Annotated in this window: 18 protein-coding genes and 1 pseudogene; 17 read left to right on the top strand and 2 right to left on the bottom strand. The window is 68.8% G+C overall.

Features of this window, described 5'->3' with window-relative positions:
* Positions 1-111: 111 nt before the first annotated feature.
* The 15 genes from AQJ54_RS41955 (at position 112) to AQJ54_RS42025 (ending at position 10842) form a co-directional block, all read left to right on the top strand.
* Complete coding sequence (locus AQJ54_RS41955; protein ID WP_062246800.1) at positions 112-303, top strand: hypothetical protein; 192 nt, start codon at positions 112-114, stop codon at positions 301-303.
* 490 nt (positions 304-793) lie between these two features.
* On the top strand, positions 794-1222 hold the full coding sequence (locus tag AQJ54_RS41960; protein WP_062246802.1) for a hypothetical protein: 429 nt from the start codon (positions 794-796) through the stop codon (positions 1220-1222).
* On the top strand, positions 1219-2223 hold the full coding sequence (locus AQJ54_RS41965; RefSeq protein ID WP_062246804.1) for an ATP-binding protein: 1005 nt from the start codon (positions 1219-1221) through the stop codon (positions 2221-2223). Before AQJ54_RS41960 ends, AQJ54_RS41965 begins: the two co-directional genes overlap by 4 nt.
* Before the next feature lie 44 nt (positions 2224-2267).
* On the top strand, positions 2268-2729 hold the full coding sequence (locus AQJ54_RS41970; RefSeq protein WP_062246806.1) for a Pycsar system effector family protein: 462 nt from the start codon (positions 2268-2270) through the stop codon (positions 2727-2729).
* A gap of 105 nt (positions 2730-2834) precedes the next feature.
* Positions 2835-3347 (top strand): hypothetical protein, encoded by a 513-nt coding sequence (locus AQJ54_RS41975; RefSeq protein WP_062246808.1) that lies wholly within the window; start codon positions 2835-2837, stop codon positions 3345-3347.
* A 220-nt stretch (positions 3348-3567) separates the two neighbouring features.
* Complete coding sequence (locus AQJ54_RS41980; RefSeq protein WP_062246810.1) at positions 3568-4239, top strand: GGDEF domain-containing protein; 672 nt, start codon at positions 3568-3570, stop codon at positions 4237-4239.
* Positions 4236-4703 (top strand): ASCH domain-containing protein, encoded by a 468-nt coding sequence (locus AQJ54_RS41985; protein ID WP_062246811.1) that lies wholly within the window; start codon positions 4236-4238, stop codon positions 4701-4703. The genes AQJ54_RS41980 and AQJ54_RS41985 overlap by 4 nt, the downstream gene beginning before the upstream one ends.
* The gene (locus tag AQJ54_RS41990; RefSeq protein ID WP_062246814.1) at positions 4700-5218 is read left to right on the top strand and encodes a WhiB family transcriptional regulator; all 519 of its coding nucleotides are present in this window, start codon (positions 4700-4702) and stop codon (positions 5216-5218) included. The genes AQJ54_RS41985 and AQJ54_RS41990 overlap by 4 nt, the downstream gene beginning before the upstream one ends.
* Before the next feature lie 4 nt (positions 5219-5222).
* Positions 5223-5705 carry a hypothetical protein gene (locus tag AQJ54_RS46530; protein ID WP_079070312.1) on the top strand — a complete coding sequence of 161 codons (483 nt, stop codon included), beginning with the start codon at positions 5223-5225 and terminating at the stop codon, positions 5703-5705.
* Positions 5702-6820: a DNA polymerase III subunit beta gene (gene dnaN, locus AQJ54_RS42000; RefSeq protein ID WP_062246815.1), complete on the top strand. Its 1119-nt coding sequence runs from the start codon at positions 5702-5704 to the stop codon at positions 6818-6820. Before AQJ54_RS46530 ends, dnaN begins: the two co-directional genes overlap by 4 nt.
* Positions 6821-6914: 94 nt before the next feature.
* Positions 6915-7487 (top strand): hypothetical protein, encoded by a 573-nt coding sequence (locus AQJ54_RS46535; RefSeq protein ID WP_062246817.1) that lies wholly within the window; start codon positions 6915-6917, stop codon positions 7485-7487.
* A complete protein-coding gene (locus tag AQJ54_RS42010) occupies positions 7484-8029 on the top strand; it encodes a hypothetical protein (protein WP_248845594.1) in 546 nt (181 codons plus the stop codon). Before AQJ54_RS46535 ends, AQJ54_RS42010 begins: the two co-directional genes overlap by 4 nt.
* A gap of 467 nt (positions 8030-8496) precedes the next feature.
* Positions 8497-9129 carry an RNA polymerase sigma factor gene (locus AQJ54_RS42015; RefSeq protein WP_211278658.1) on the top strand — a complete coding sequence of 211 codons (633 nt, stop codon included), beginning with the start codon at positions 8497-8499 and terminating at the stop codon, positions 9127-9129.
* Positions 9130-9284: 155 nt separating this feature from the next.
* Complete coding sequence (locus AQJ54_RS42020; protein ID WP_062246821.1) at positions 9285-10157, top strand: hypothetical protein; 873 nt, start codon at positions 9285-9287, stop codon at positions 10155-10157.
* 127 nt (positions 10158-10284) lie between these two features.
* Positions 10285-10842: a hypothetical protein gene (locus AQJ54_RS42025; RefSeq protein WP_062246823.1), complete on the top strand. Its 558-nt coding sequence runs from the start codon at positions 10285-10287 to the stop codon at positions 10840-10842.
* A gap of 88 nt (positions 10843-10930) precedes the next feature.
* Here AQJ54_RS42025 and AQJ54_RS42030 read toward each other — a convergent pair whose 3' ends face one another.
* Together AQJ54_RS42030 and AQJ54_RS42035 are read right to left on the bottom strand one after the other, a co-directional pair.
* Positions 10931-12124 (bottom strand): ParB/RepB/Spo0J family partition protein, encoded by a 1194-nt coding sequence (locus tag AQJ54_RS42030; RefSeq protein ID WP_062246825.1) that lies wholly within the window; start codon positions 12122-12124, stop codon positions 10931-10933.
* Entirely contained in the window at positions 12121-13275 is a 1155-nt protein-coding gene (locus tag AQJ54_RS42035; RefSeq protein ID WP_062246827.1) for a ParA family protein, read from the bottom strand. The genes AQJ54_RS42030 and AQJ54_RS42035 overlap by 4 nt, the downstream gene beginning before the upstream one ends.
* 283 nt (positions 13276-13558) lie before the next feature.
* Between AQJ54_RS42035 and AQJ54_RS42040 the strand changes: the two genes are divergently transcribed.
* Together AQJ54_RS42040 and AQJ54_RS42045 are read left to right on the top strand one after the other, a co-directional pair.
* Positions 13559-14866 (top strand): hypothetical protein, encoded by a 1308-nt coding sequence (locus AQJ54_RS42040; protein WP_159055666.1) that lies wholly within the window; start codon positions 13559-13561, stop codon positions 14864-14866.
* Positions 14867-15213: 347 nt separating this feature from the next.
* Positions 15214-15769: pseudogene (locus AQJ54_RS42045) on the top strand (hypothetical protein); the annotation flags it as partial.

Below are 15769 nucleotides of genomic sequence, written 5' to 3' on the forward strand. Positions count from 1 at the left end.
CAGCACTGCACCACATTGTTCAACACCGTCCACAGCGAACACCGTTGAACACCAGAACCGCGACGTTTGTGTGCGCCGGCACCTCGGCCGGGCCACACCGCGGAGGAACCCGTGCTCGCCACCATCCTGCTCACCATCGCCCTCATCTTCGTCATCGCACTCCTGGCCGCCGCCGGAGCAGCCAAGCTGGCCCGCCTGGACGGTGCCAGCTACCCCACCGCCCTGACCCGTGCCGCGATTGCTTTCACCGCCACGCTCACGCTCGCTGCCGCCATCGCCGCCGCCCTCGCGGCCCTCCGATGATTGACGACAGCCCTCACGCCCCGCGTACTGCCCAGACTCAGCGACCCCCACCTACTGTTCATCCAAACCGCGCCCCGCCGACCTTGCTGGTCGGCGGGGCGCGGTGCGTCCACGATCTGCTGGAGGAGATCACTCGTGCTCATCCCCTGACCGCGCCGCCGGATCGGCCAGCCTCGCCCGCTACGGCCCGGCACCCACTACCCAATCCAGCCTTGGCGGCTGCCCAGCGCCTGGAGGCAGTGATGGACACCTCGCAGCACCAGGACGTCGACCTGTTCGACGTTGCTTTCTCGAGCCACGATGGCGCCCCCGGCTGATCCCTCCAGTTACGTCAACGCCGCGGCCGCGCACCGGCTGGCCGCATGACCTTGCAATCGCGGATCGCCTCTGGCGGCTGCCTGACCCGCCCGAACTAGCCCCGCTTGTCGGCGGCTGGTCCGGGCGGCGTCCAGGGGAGCCGGACAGCCCGGCCCGTCACCCGGAGGACCTCATGCACCTGAACGACATGCACGACAGGGCGGCTTCGCTTCTGCTCGCCGCCCGAACCGAACGAGGCGAGCGGCGCCAGCACATGATCGAAGAAGCCCGCCTGTGGATCGACCTCGCCACCACCATGCCGGCCGCCCCGCCCGCGCAGGCCGTCCCGGACGGCACCGTGGTGCAGATCCGCACCCGCAGCGGCGCCCTCACCGTCGTCCAGGAACACACGGCCTGGGGCGACACCACCCTGTACCCGTGGCAGTGCCTGGGCTGCGGCCACGGCCGCGATCCCCACTACGGCGACGGCGAACCGCGCCGCGACGTGGCCGTCGAACAGGCCACCCGGCACGCCCGCCGCTGCTGGGCACACCCCGCCCCCGCAACCGAGCCCCTGACCACAGGAGCCGGTCCCGTTGATCTGCAAGGAGAATCCGCATGAAGGCCTTCCGTCTGGACAACGCGCTGCCCCTCGACACGACGATCCCTGACAACGCGCTGGTCTGCCTGATCGGTGCGGCCGGGGCGGGCAAGTCGACGTGGGCCAGCACCTGGCCCGGCACGCAGGTCCTCGAACTCGACCGGTTCCGGGCCCTGGTCAGCGACGATGCGGGCAAGCAGGAAGCCACCGACGACGCCGTGTTCGCACTGCAGGCCGTCCTGGAGGCCCGCCTCGCCCGCGGCCTGATGACGGTCGTCGACGCGACCAACAGCGAGACCGCGGTGAGGGCCGGCCTCATCGCCACCGCGCGCCGTCACGGTGTGCCCACCGTGGCACTGGTCGTCCCCACCCCGGCGTCCGTGTGCGTCGAACGGCAGGACGGCCGCCCCGACAACCGCAGCGTGCCCGCGCCGATCGTCCGTGCCCAGCATGCCGCTGTTGTCGACGCTTGGCCCGGCCTGCCCGGCGAGGGCTTCGACCACGTCGTCGTCGCGGAGAACATCCACCGCCTGGAGCCGCTGCTTCAGCGGCTCAGCGACGCCCGCCGCGCTGACCTCGGCTGGGACGGCTGCCCGGGCCTGGGAGACCTGCTGCTCGTACGCCGGGTGTTCGGCCCCGAGATCCTGCCGATGTGGTGCTGGCGCGACGGCTCGCAGCTCGCCGACGGCGACCGCGTCGCGGAGATCAGGCTCGGAGCAGACCGCATCCTCCTCGTCCTGCGCACCGACGTCGACGGGGCGGGCGACGTCGGCTTCGAGGTCCTGGTGGGCTGCCCGGTCGACGACGAATGCGACGGGCAGGCGTGGGCGCCGGCCTACAACGTGACCGATCTCCTGCGTGCCCTGACCGGCGCGCTCATGACCGACCCGGACGTGCACTGCACAGTCCACGGCGGCACCGGCGACGTTGACCAGGAGGCCGACGACCACGACCTCCAGAGCGACGACCCCGAGGGCCGCGCCGACCTGGAGGAGCAGTACGCGGACGCGATCCTCGAGTGAACCAGCCCCCCCCGCCCCGCGCCCCCTCAAGGAGGAGCGTCGTCATGACCACCACAGTCCCGGGCGTCAGCGAGGACACCAACCTGGACGCCGCCTGCACCACCGTCGCGGCGGAGGTCCCCCGCACCGACGGCAAAGCGTCGCTGCTGCTGGCGTTCAACGGCGTCGTTCTCGCCGGACTCACCGGGGCCGCTAACACGGGCCTGCCGGCCGTCACCACGGTGGTGGGCGCGGCCACCGTGCTCACCCTGGGGGCGGCGGCCGTCCTGCTGCTGTTAGTGGTCCGCCCCCGCCTGCAAGGCACCGACCGCGCCAGCTTCCCGTACTGGGCAAGCCTGGACGACGACACCATCCGCACGAGCATGCGCGCCGATGCCCGCCCCGCCCGCATCCGCGGCCTGTCCGGCATCGCCCTGCGCAAGCACCGGCAGTTGAAGCGCGCGGTCGACCTCAGCCTGGCCGCGCTCGCCCTCCTGCTCATCGCCGCCGCCAGCGCCCTGATCTGACGGTCCCGCGTCCCCTCCCGCCCCGGCTGCTCGCCGACCCGGGGCGGGAGCGGGCGCGGGACCGGACAGCCCGGCCCGGCACCCCCGGAGAAAGAGAGGTTCGACATGCACGACACCCTCACCGCGGCGCCCCGCCCCTACGACGCGGACTCGCCGCTGGCCCACCTGCTCGACATGGTGCAGGCCGTCGGCCAGCCGACCGAGGACGAACAGCGCGACGACGCTGTCACGGCCGCCGCCCACCACGTCTACAACGCCTACCCGGACACCCTCGCCAAGGTCCTGTACGCCATGGACTGGATCGGTCACCCGGCCCTGCACTCCCCCGGCTTCGCCTTCGAGCCGGCCGCGACCGCGTGGCTGGACGGCGGGCTGTGGCTGCACCACACCCTGCGCCTGAGCGAGGCCGACGGCGCCGTTGACGTCCTCACGCTGATCGTGCCGTGCACCTGCGGCCGCGGCTACACCGACATCGTCCTGGACTGCGAGGACATGCTGATCGAGATCCTCGCCGTACTCCGGCCCACCCACGGCAAGTCCGTGCACGACGACCGCCATGGTGACTGCCGCACTGTGCGGCCGGTCGCCCCGCTGGGCAGGCCGCTCGCGGTCGTCTGAGCCTGGAGGCGCCCGCAGCATCGGCAAGATTTGGGCGCACGGCCGCCCCCAGGCCGCCGACACCACGCGGACGCCGGCGGCCTTCAGCATGCCGCACCGGCCCCCGCCGACCGGCACCACACCCACTCGAACAGCAAAGAGGCGCACCCCCTACGCCTGGACAGCCCGGGGTGCGCCTCTTTCCTTTGTCCGCCCGCACGGGCGGGAGGAGGCCTTCATCATGCCCAAAATCGGCGCCTTAGGTCAGCCGACCCGCGCACTTCTCGTCACCGCGGCCGCCGTGCCGCTGACCGGCTGGACGGTGCACGCCCTTGCGCTGCACCGCCAGCTCGCCGCCGCCCGCCGCGACCCGCTCACCGGCCTGTGGGGCCGTGACGGCTACACCACCCGGGCCACCACACTGACCGCCCGTCACACGACGGCCGCGATGGTGCTCTTGGTCGACGTCGACCACTTCAAGCAGATCAACGACCGCTTCGGACACCCGGCCGGCGACCGAGTCCTGGTCGCGACCGCGGCCCGGCTGACCGCGTGGGCGGGCAGCCACGGCGTGGTCGGCCGGCTCGGAGGAGACGAATTCGCGCTCGCGGTACGGATCGGTGCCGCGCACCGACGGCTGCGCCTGGACCAGCTCGCCGCCGCACTCGCCGAACCCGTCGACACCGGCGACGGCCGCCTGGTCGACGTCACCGTCTCGATCGGCGCCGCCACCCCCGACGCCATCGGCACCACCGACCTGCCGACGCTGCTGCGGGCCGCCGATGCCGCCATGTACGCGGGTAAGCACACCGGCACCGCCGTCCTCGCCGACCGCTCCCACGCCGCCGCGGACTCCATCAACGGGCGCCGCGCCGGCCGCCCCGGCACCACGCCCCTCGGAGCGACCGCATGACCGCCACCCTGTACGCCCCGGACTGGATCCGCGGCATCACCATCAAGCAGCCGTGGACCGCGTGCATCGTCCACGGCGACAAGCGCATCGAGAACCGGCCCAAGGCGTGGGCGCCGGGCTGGCGCCTGCTGCACGCCGGCGCCAAATCCGGCCTGGACCGGCACGCGCTGCGCGACCCGCTCGTGGCCCGCACGATCCGCGGCCACCAGCTGCACTTCAGCGCCGTCCTCGCCGTCGCCCGCATCACCGGCTCCCACCACAGCACCACCGACACCGACGGCCCGTGCTCCCCGTGGGCGCAGCCCGGCGCCTTTCACGTGCAGCTCGACGACGTCCACGAACTGCCACTGCCCGTGCCCTGCCGCGGCGCCCTCGGACCGTGGCGCGTCCCGCTCGACGTGTTCGAGCAGGTCCTGACCCAACTCCCCCACCTCAGCGAGCTGTTCCCGGAGGCCACCTCATGACCCGCTCTCGCATGGGCGTCGCCCACTCCACCGATCACGGCACACCGGACCCGCGGTTCCCCCAGCCGCAGAGCCCCACCCCCACCCGCTGCCAGAGGGAGCCGCAGCTGTTCGACCGTGACTACGGGGACTGCCGCAAGGAGGAAGAACTGGCCAAGGCCCGGCGCGCCTGCTCCGGCTGCCCCCTCGTCACCGACTGCCTGAAGTGGGCCCTCGTCAACGAGGACCTCACCCGGGTGGGGATTTTCGCGGGCACCACACCCCACCAGCGCAAGCAACTGCGCAAGCGGCTGATCGACCGCCTCGGACCGGACTGGATCGACGTCCTCGCCGACCAGGACCAGGCCCGCCGCGAGCGGGCCGCCGCCGCCCGCCACACCCCGCTGACCGTGAACCAGGCCCGCATCATTCGGATGGACCGCGAGGTCAACGGGCCGATGCCGACCGGCCGACTGCTCACCCCCGCGGCACAGCAGCGCAACCGCGACCGGCTCGTGCACGCCCTGTCGGCATAGCACGGTGCCCATCCGACCCGAGAACGTCCACCGCTACCCGCCCGACTGGCCGCAGATCTCCCTGGCCATCAAGAAGCGGGCCGGGTGGCGGTGCGAGTGCGAGGGCGAATGCGGCCGCGGCACCCACCCCGGCCGCTGCCCCAACCATCACGGCGCTCCGGCGTACGGCACCGGCAGCACCGTCTGCCTCACCACCGCCCACCTCGATCACACCCCCGAAAACTGCCACCCCGAGAATCTGCGCGCCATGTGCCAGGGCTGCCACCTGCACTACGACGCCGGACACCACGCCGTCACCCGCGCCACGACCCGCGCCCGGGCCCTCACCGAGGCCGGGCAGCTCACCGTCGACGTCGGCGCGGCCGCCACCCCGGTCATGCCGCCCACCCGCCGGCAGACCCCGCCCACCGACCCGACCCCCGCGGCCCCGGGCACCGAACAGCTCCTCCTGAACCTGCCCGCGCCCTGTGAAGGGATCCACCCATGAAGCTCACCATCGACCAGAGCCACCTCGCGGCCGCCATCGGCTACGCCGCCCGCAGCCTCCCCGCCCGGCCACCCGCCCCCGTCCTGGCCGGCGTCCTCCTGGACGCACTGGACGACCGGCTGCGCGTCAGCGCCTTCGACTACGAGGTATCCGCCGACACCAACTGCCCCGCCACCGTCACCGAGAACGGCCGCGCCCTGATCTCCGGCCGGCTGCTGTCCGACATCGTGGCCACCGTCCGCGGCGACGTGCACCTCGAACTCACCGGCAGCCGCATGCTGCTGCGCGCCGGCTCGGCCCGCTTCACCCTGCCGACCCTGCCTCTGGAGGAATACCCGGCCTTGCCCGAGCCCAGCGCCACCACCGGCACCCTCGCCGGAGCCGACCTCGCGGAAGCGGTCACCCAAGTCGCCTGCGCGGTCGGCAAGGACGACACCCTGCCGCTGCTCACCGGCATCGGCCTGCGCCACGACAACACGGCGGGCGCCCTCACCCTGTACGCCACCGACCGCTACCGGTTCGCCGTTCGCACCCTGACGTGGAAGGACGCCGACCTGCCCGACGGCACCGCCGTGGTGCCCACCAAAGCCCTCCTCGACGCCGCCAAAGCCGTCGCCGACGACACCACCGTCGACCTCGCCCTGCCCACCGCGAGCTCCGGCCTGTTCACGGTGCGCGGCACAGGCCACACCAACACCATCCGCGCCATGGAGGGCGAACTCCCCAAGTACGAGGCTCTCTTCCCCACGGAGTTCGAGCACCAGGCCACGGTGGAGGTCGCGGCGCTCAAGGCGGCCGCACAGCGCGTCGCCCTGGTCTCCGCCAAGAAGGAATCGCCGATCAAGCTCACCTTCACGGCCGACGACACCCTCGTGCTGGAGGGCGGCACGAGCGACGACGCCCAAGCCGTCGACAACGTCGACACCAGCCTCGAAGGCGGCGAGCTGAGCATCGCCTTCAACCCGGCCTTCCTCATCGACGGCCTCACCGCCCTGAACACCGACCGCGTCCAGTTCCAGTTCACCACCGCCACCAAGCCCGCCGTCCTGCGCGGCCACAACACCGACGGCCAGGCATTGCGCTACCTCCTCATGCCGATCCGCCTCACCGGCTGACCCGCGCACACCCACCCCTGACCTGCGGGGCGGCCGTCGACATGCTCCGGCCGCCCCGCAGCACCACCACCTCGAAGCAACCCGAAGAGGACCCGTGACCGCCACCCCTGACACCAGCCAGCCCACCGCACACGCCTGGCTCGCCGCCGCCGAAGCCGCCCACCAGGAACAGCAGAACGACACCGCCGCCCAAGGACTGGAGCGCGCCCGCCGCCACGCCGACCTGATCAACGCCCGCCTCGCCGACCTCGGCATCACCCCGATCGAAGCCGCCCGCGTCGACGACCGCGGACACCTGCGGCAAGCCCGGCTCACCCAGCCCGAATACGAGCCGCACACCTACTACGAGGTGCGCGCGGCCTGGAGCGAGAACGACAAGCAGGTCGAACTCCACACCGCCGACTGGGAGGACAACAGCCCCACGTTCGGCCGTGTCCGGCTGCTGAACTCACTCGCCGACGTCGCCGCCGCCCGCCGCGAGACACCCACCCTCCCCACCCCGCGCCGCAACTACCACCAAGAGGCGATCCGCGCGATCGACAGCCTCAACGTCGACCATCTCAATAACCCCGGCGCCGAAGCGGTCGCGACCGCCATCCACGGCGCCACCGCAGCCCTGCTGCACCTGGCCGACACCATCGCCCGCGAACAGGAGCCCGTACGGTGAAGCGCACCCCCTTCTTCCGCCGCTGCGGCACCGCGGCCGGCCCCCTCGCCCCCGAGGACCAGGCCGTCGTCGACGCGTTCCGCGCCCTGCTCAACGCCCGCAACAACCCGCAGCCCTGGACACCCGGCAGCGGCCAGGACGTCGCCGTACGGGTGGGCCCGTTCATCGAACGCGCCCACCCCCGCCCCGGCGACGACCACGACCCCGACCTGATCGCCGTCTCCCTGGTCCACCCCGACACTCCTCACGCCGCCGCCTACCTGCACGGCCACCAGCTCGGCTACACCGGCAGGGGCTGGCTGCGCTGCGAGACGACCACCATCCTCGGCATCTGGCAGCCCGCCTACGCGATGCTCACCCACGCCGCCGCGAATTTCCGCCTTCCCGACGACGTCGGCATGGCCCCCGCCCACTACGGCGTCCACGTCGAAGCCCGCCGCAGCGACAACACCGGCCACGTCGTGCTGCGTCTCGGCCCCAGTTCACGGAGTGCAACCAAGCAACGCTCCATCACCGTTCCGCCGAGAAGCCCTCGGTCCTAGGTGACGGCACCCGCGCACCGAGTAGCTTGAGACCTGAAGCGCCAAGGACGACGTAGGCTCGTGCATCCCATTAATCATGGGATGCACGAGCCTTTTTGCGTTCCAGGACCAGCCGCTGCCCCTGTTTGAAGGCTTGCGCTGAGTCGTCGTGGCCTTGGTCGGCTTGGCCCGTCTGCAGGGTCTGGGTCGTTGTCCGCGGACAACAAGACAACGCTCAGAGCGACTTGTCCCACCAGCAGCGCGCAGCCCCTCGACTGAGGTGTCAACACGCGTGCCGAGACCCCACTCCAAAGAGTAACTACCACTTGTGAGCTGGGATGTTACTGCTTCCGCTCGACCGAGTAGCGCGGCATTGCAGCAAGTTGCATAAACATCTGCGCCCGTTTCCGTGTCGTCTCTCTTCGAGAGACGACACCGACGTCGGCTCGATGGGGGAACCGTCCACCCCGCTCCCGCCGGAGGAACCAATGAACGATTCGCTGCACCCGTCTCAACCAGAGAGGAGTCCGCTTCCGTCCGATGCCACGCCGTCCTGGGCGCTTTCTGGTGACACCGACGCGGACGAAGACTCACGGGCGCAGTTGGAAATGGTCGACCAGCTCGGTTCGAAGCTGTACGGCCTGTATCCCAACCTGTGCGTTGTATGCCGACGCAAGGGGTTGAGCCACCACGACAGCGAAGAGGCCGCCATGGAGGCAATCCGCCGGGTGCTCACCGCCATGAGCAACGGCAAGAAGCCAATCTCCTTGAAGTTGTACACCTTCGCAGCCCTCTTCAAGGTCATCGGCGAATTCAAAGGTGCGCAAAAGGGGGGCATGACCTGCTCCCTTGATGAGGCCCCGGAGCCAGTCGCCGTAACCCCTGTGCCCGTGCGCCTGCCTGATGACAGCACCGTCCACGACCTTCTCAAGGTGCTGACGCCCCGCCAGAAGGACGTGTACCTGATGCGGTTGGTCGGCCAGAAGACAAATGCGGAGATCGCCGAAGAGCTCGGCATCTCCCCCGCGACCGTGGGGGTGCACGTCTACAACGCCCAGCTGCGCCTGTCGATCTACGAGGACGAGGACGAGGACGAGGGTCCCGAGAACCCGCTCAGCTAGGCCTCGTCTCGGGACCACGGCGACGGCAGCGCTCCCTTTCTGTCCCTCTCAACTGCCACAAGCAGGAGGGAGGGACGCCGTCCAGAGCGCTAGCCCTACGTCCCCGTGATCGGTGAGTCGATGCCTACGGGCAGCGAAAAAGAAGGAGACCAATCTTGTCCATCCACAGGTACATCCAGGCGATCTTCGCCTGGATTGGCATGCTCTTCTGGGCGCCCTCCGCCCAGGAGCGGAAAGCGTTCGAGCTCAGCGAAGGCGAGTGGGCCCGACGCTACTCCCGGCTGCTGACGGAAGCCGGGGCTTCTGCTACCGGACCACGCACCCACACGGTCAGCCAGCGTCAGCGAACGGCGACGCGGCAGGAGCGGCGAAGGCGTAACAGCCGCATCTGGATCCCAGGCGGTCTCCTCGCCCTCGGCGCCGCGATTCCACTTTTGGCTGTTCAGCCGAAAGTCGTGGCCTGCCTCCTCGTGCTGGCTGCTGTGCTTATCGTCGCCGTGTGGCTGACGCGCCGGCACACCATCCGGACAGCGCTTCAACCGCGGCCCACGGAGAACATTCAGCTGGTCAAGGCCCATCACCCACGCACGGACGTCGCTGCCGAAATCTGCATGACCTCCGCAGTCAACGGGGCACGACCGAGGACGGAGGCCGGGGCTTCTCCTACCGGCCCCTACAGCAATACGGCCAACCATCGGCAGCACGCGGCACCTCAGCCGCAACAGGCCAACCGCCACCACCGCACCTGGATCATCGCGGGACTGCTGGTGCTTGGGCCCGCATGCGTCCTGCTGGCCTTCCCGCCGCAAGCCGCGACCGGGATGCTCTTGCTGGCTGCTGCGCTCACCGTCACCGTTTGGCTGACCCGCCGGCACACCATCCGTACCGAATCCGGCACATCACGGCACACCGCTAGCGAAGCAAAGCGCGACCAGCACGTCCTGCACGGCCCCTTCGCTCTTACTTGCGTCGTGGTGACGAGCAGCATTTTCGCGGCCGACGTACTTCACCTGATGGCCTGGCAGTGACATGACTGTGCCCGCTGCACACAGCGTGAGGGCTAGACACAGCGGGCACGGACCTCCGATGAAGGAAGCCCATGAACCACCATCCCACTTCGAAGCTCCCTGCACACCTCAGTAAAGGAGATGACCAGTGAACCTCGCCTGGCTCTCCTCCATCCCGGGCGCCCTGCTCGGCGCCCTGGCGATGTACTACATGGCCCGCGTGCAGCGGACCGACCGCCAACAGGAACTCGCAGCGCAGCGCCAGCAGGACGAAGCGCGTGCAAGGCGCGACGCCTGGAGGACGGAGCACGACAGCCTGCGGGAACTGCTCATTGCGGCCGCAGACCTCGCCTACCAGGTCCAGACCCGAGGGCCGCTGACCAGCGCGGACTTGGACAGCCTCAAGGCCAGCAAACTCCACATGGATCTGGAGCAGGCATCCCAACGGCTCCTGGATGAACTCCAGGAGCCAATCCGGACCACCGCGAAACGGGTTGCGGAGCTACTTCCCCACGCGATTGCGAGCGACGACGACACCTTGAGTGCCTACGAAAGTGTGCGCAGCGGCGAGACCACAGCAGTAGCGTCAACGCGAACCATCCGCAGCGAGCACATTCGGGCCGTCGCTCAAGACCGCGCTGCAACAGATCTAGCGGAGGCTGTCGGTGCCGCCCGCCGCGCCCTGACCAAAGCCTGGGGCGGGTAGCCGGCGCCGACTGGGAAACGAAGCGGCTCCCGCCGGATCCACTCCGGCGGGAGCCGCGCTTTGCTCACCACTCTCCAGTCAGAAGAACTCAGCTGTCTTCATCCGCAGCGACGTGCTCTACGAGTAGCTCGGTCAGCTCCGCCAGCTCCTGCAGCGTGAGGCGGGCCTTGAGGTCCGCAGCGATCTGGTGGGGATCGCGCAGCACGATGGACGACGGCTCCGTCTTCCTGTTGCGCTGCTGCTCAGGAACGCCAGGCCGGGCGGCCGCAGAGGCTTCCTCCTGCGGCTTGTTGTCCGCGGACAACAAAGCGGTACCAGCGGAGCGCTTTTCCGGCACTGCACCAGGTGTCCCACTGAGAGACCCGCTAGTACCAGCGGGCTTGTTGTCCGCGGACAACAAGCCCGCCGACTGGTCCGCCACGGATGATTCCGCTTCCAACTCTGCATGGTTATTGTCCGCGGACAACGAGACGCTGGCTGCATCAGCTTGAACCCTGCGCGCGGCCTCCAGTGCCGCCTTATCCTGCTCCTTAGCGAGAGCGACCGCGGACTTCGTCTGCTCAAGGTGCTCCAGCAGCGCAGCAGCGTCGAGCCCTGGGCTGTCCTTCAGGTGACGAGCAAGAAGACGGCCATCTCTCTCCGCGAGACTGCCAGCGCTCAGCATCGCCTGGATCTCTTCCGGCAGCTCCAGCAGAGAAAGCTGGTTGGTCACCCACGACCGGTCCTTGCCCAGCTGCTCGGCAGCCCGGGATCGAGCGCCGCGCTCCGACTTCTCCGCGCAGATATCCACGAGCTGCTGTACGCCGCGGGCACGCTCTATGACATCGAAGTCCTCACGGTCGAGGTTCTCCTTGAGCAGGTGGTTGATGAACTCTTCCCGCGAGGACGCCAGATCGTCGCGGACAACGAAGTCGAGCGCGTCGAGACCGACGTGGAGGCCACTGCGATAACGGCGCTCCCCGTTGATCAGAACGTGCTTGACGGGCCCGATCCGCTCCTCATGGTCCGGCCACAGCGCAAGATAGGCGTCGCGGCTCACCGCCACGCAGGCAGCAAGCTGCGCCTGGCGCAGCTCCTCGCCGAACCGGGTGAGCTCCTCGTCCGTACCGAAGTTCCGGCGCGGGTTCAGCGGAGTGGGGGAGACCTCGTCCAGGTGCAGCCGCACGAGTTCGTAGGTCGGCACGTCACCTTGGGCGACAGCCTTGGCGCGGCCCCGGGCACTGCGGCCCCTCGGTACCTGGCCGAACGACCTTCCGGTCCCGAGCTGGTCGGCCTTACTCATGCGCTGATCCTCCGTGCCACAGTTCGCATCACATCCGCCTGGTCGCCATACGGGGCGTGCACCAGCAGCGGCTTCTTCACGCGGACAGCTTCTCGCTGATCCTTCAGTTCCGGGATGACAGCCAGGACAGGGGGATCACCGATGTGGTTCCACTCGTCGAGCGACGAGGTGGCGACATAACCCTTGCGGCTGTCGTACATGTTGACCACGAACCCCAGCAGCGCGATGCCGATGTTCAGGTCCTCGATGAGGTCCTGGATCTGGTCATAGAGCATGTCGTAGGCGTCGGCAGAAGAGTCCTCGGCAAGCACCGGGATCACGATGCCGGAGGTGCCGTCCTCCTCACCCTCACGGGTGCGGCAGTAGTACAGCGCCGTGTCCATGGCGTAGCCCAGGCTCGGCGGGCAGTCGACGACGATGTAGTCAAAGAGCTGCTCCAGAGGTTCGAGCGCCTTCTCGAGCGCGGTCTCCTTGATACGCACTGACCGACTGGTCGCCAGTTTTGCGTCGAGCAGGAAGGCGTCCTTGCAGGCCGGCAGCAGCCACAAGTGGTCCTCGAAGTCACCGCCCTTTATGGGCACGAGCAACTCGTTCAGCTCGCCCTTGGCCTCGCCCAGCATGTGCTTGGCCAGGCTCGGGTCGTCGATGCCCAGCAAGTCATAGCCGAGCTGCTTGGTGAGATGGCCTTGCGGGTCGAAGTCGATGAGTAGAGTGCGGTGTCCGGATTCAGCGAGGGCCTGGGCCACACCGGCGGAGACCGACGTCTTTCCGACGCCGCCCTTCTGATTACCGAAGATGACCCTGCGGGCCCCGGTGACCCGCGGCGGCTTCGGCCTGGGGGAGGGGTTGTTATCGATCCACAGGCGGATCGACTGGGCGATGCCCTGGTTGTAGGAGATCTTCCGAGCCGTGCAGTCCTTCTTGAGCGTGCCGTACAGCCCGGCCGGCAGGTAGGTCGCGAACGACGTGCCACCGCTGGTATCAACGACAGCCAGTCCCTTGGACTTACGCCAGGCCTCAACGCCCTCAGTCACGGCGTCCTGGATGTCCTTGCCCAGTTCGGCGGCACGAACCTTCAGCTCTTTGCGCAGCTCAGAAGGCAGCTTGGCTACTACCTTTTCCCGATCGTTCGGGTCGTATGGCGCGGTCATGGCGCTACCTTACTCATCCCGACGGGGTCGAAGGCTACACAACCCTCGTGTTTCCTCTGTTGCTTGTTGTCCGCGGACAACAAGCAACAGAGGAAACACGAGGGTTGATACCCACCGCGCAAGAACGGAAATACCGGACCTAGTGCGTAGGACCACAACAGACACGATGTGCGGAGCTTGCGCTTCCGCGAGGTTGCTCCGGTTGGCGAGAGCGTTGGGGAATGACACGGACTGCTAGAAAAGGGCGGGCTTCGGCGGCCGCGCGTTGCGTCTAATGGACGACGTGACTGATCAGGCCTCTCCCGCGTTGTGGCGGTTCATCCAAGACGACGACCCCGACGCGTTCACGCTCGTCGTGGAAACCGCTAACGGGCCGTACATCCGGCGCATACGTCCGGCGCTGCCCCTGCCGTCCGACGTGGAGCACGGCCCGGGGGCCGAGGCAGCAGTCCACACCGCCGCCGCCACCTGGGGGCTGTCCGACTTCGTCTTCCAGCCCGCGTACGCCAGCAAAGGCTCCGGACGGCGCGAACTCGGCGACAGGCTGCTGCTCGCCGGCGGACGCGGCGCGGTGATCCAGGTCAAAGCGCGCACGGTCCAGCCCAAGGACATCAGCAGCGAGGTGGCCTGGATTAAGAAAGTGGCAGCCAAGGCCGTACGCCAGGCCAAGGGCACGGTGCGCCAGTTGCGGATGCTGCCCGCAGACATGACCAACGGCCGCGGGTGCACGCTGTCCGTCGACGGAAACGCCTACGAGTGGATCGGAGTGTTCCTGCTGGACCACGAGCAGGTCCCCGAGGGAACGATCTGCCCGCTGGAACCGATCGGCATCCCCACGATCGCTCTGACGCGGCGGGACTGGGACTTCCTCTTCGACCAACTTCGCTCCACCACCGCAGTCCTGGACTACCTCTTCCGCGCCGCCGTCGAACCCCCTGTCGCGCTGGGCGAAGAGCCCGTGCGGTACTACGAGTTCGCCGCGGCCGATGCCGAAGCGCCTCCCGGCCCCCTCAACCCCGAAGTCGCCGCACTCGGCGGAACCCACTTCTCCACCCCGCTGCTCCCGCAGGCGCCAGTGGGATCGGACCAGGCTCATCGGGTGATGCGCATCATCATGGAAGATGTCGCCACCAGCGCGATCCGATCACAGATCAGTGAGTCCAACCGGCAGCTCCTGCTCTCCGACCTGGACAAACTGCCGGTCGGAGCGCGCGCCGAGTGGGGACAGCTGCTGCTGGACATGCTGGCGGACGTACAGAAAGTACCCGCCAAGGAGTCCAAGTGGCGCTGGCGCCGCTCCATCGACCCCTCCGGCACCCGCCAGCTCATCTTCGGATGCGCCACGCGCTTCGGCCCCGAGGTGGAAGCCGCCTTCCAGTCGTACGTACTGCTGCGCCACCACCAGCTGCACCAGGAGACCGGCCTCGCCGCGCAGAGCTCCACCCTCGGCGTGCTGCTGACGCCGCGCACCGATGGCCGCCGACCGTGGGACACCACCCTGCTGCGCACCGAGGGCGACAACAACCTGAGCCCCGAGGAGGTTGAGCAGTACATCCAGCTCTGGAACCCCCAGACTGCTGAAACGGCCTGAATCCTGTAGTTCGGTTGAGCGGTGCCGGAATCGGCTGGCTGGCCCCGCGTGTTGCAGTGCTATCGCTTTCGGTCCTACATATAGGCGGAAGCTATCGGGTTGGGCATCCTGGGGCTTACCGGCCTTCTTTCTCATACCGTCGCATCGGCCAAGAGGGGGAGCACGTGGAAGCCGAGGACTGCACAAGGCCACGTCGGTGGTCCACCACGTCGCCGAAACGCCTTGACCGGCTAGCCCGCAGAGTGCGAAAGGCTGCCCGTGGCGCGGCCCGAGAGCTACGGAGGCACCCTCCGAACGAGGCTCGGAAGACAAAGGCCCTCGGAACACTGGCGAAGCAGGCACAGGCGATGCTGGGGTCCGACCTGCCCGACCACCCGCCGATGGGAACCGTAGCTCAGGAGGAATTCGTCCGCACCGCTCTCGCGCTCTCCCTCCACGTGCAGGCACACAATTGGGCGGACAAGGACCTCGGCGCGGCCGGCGTACCGGGCCGGGCCGATGTACCGCACGCCGGAGAGCGAGGGGCGGCAAACACCTTCGACGTCCTCGGACGGCTCATGCTGCCGGAGTCCTCGCCCGAGGGTTGGACTGCCACGCTCGTCACCGACCTGGCCCAGGGCGACCCACCACTGGAGGCTGCGGTCAAGTTGGGCAAATACGTCCTACACCCCACCTTCCTGACCCTCGCCAACGACGTCAGCAAACTGGTCGGCGAAGCCCTGCACAACATCAATCTGGACCGCCTGGAGGAACTGACCGACTCGCTGCGCGACTGCGCGAATGGCACTACACCCCGCGCGGAGATGCACTCCGTACGGACGTCAGCGGTCGACGTTCCGGTGCCTGAGTCCGAGCGTTCGAGCACGGCGCCAGTGCGCCAAGAACCCCCTGACCCGTCGGCCC

The sequence above is a fragment of the Streptomyces griseorubiginosus genome (assembly GCF_001514195.1).
Classification (GTDB): Bacteria; Actinomycetota; Actinomycetes; order Streptomycetales; family Streptomycetaceae; genus Streptomyces; species Streptomyces griseorubiginosus.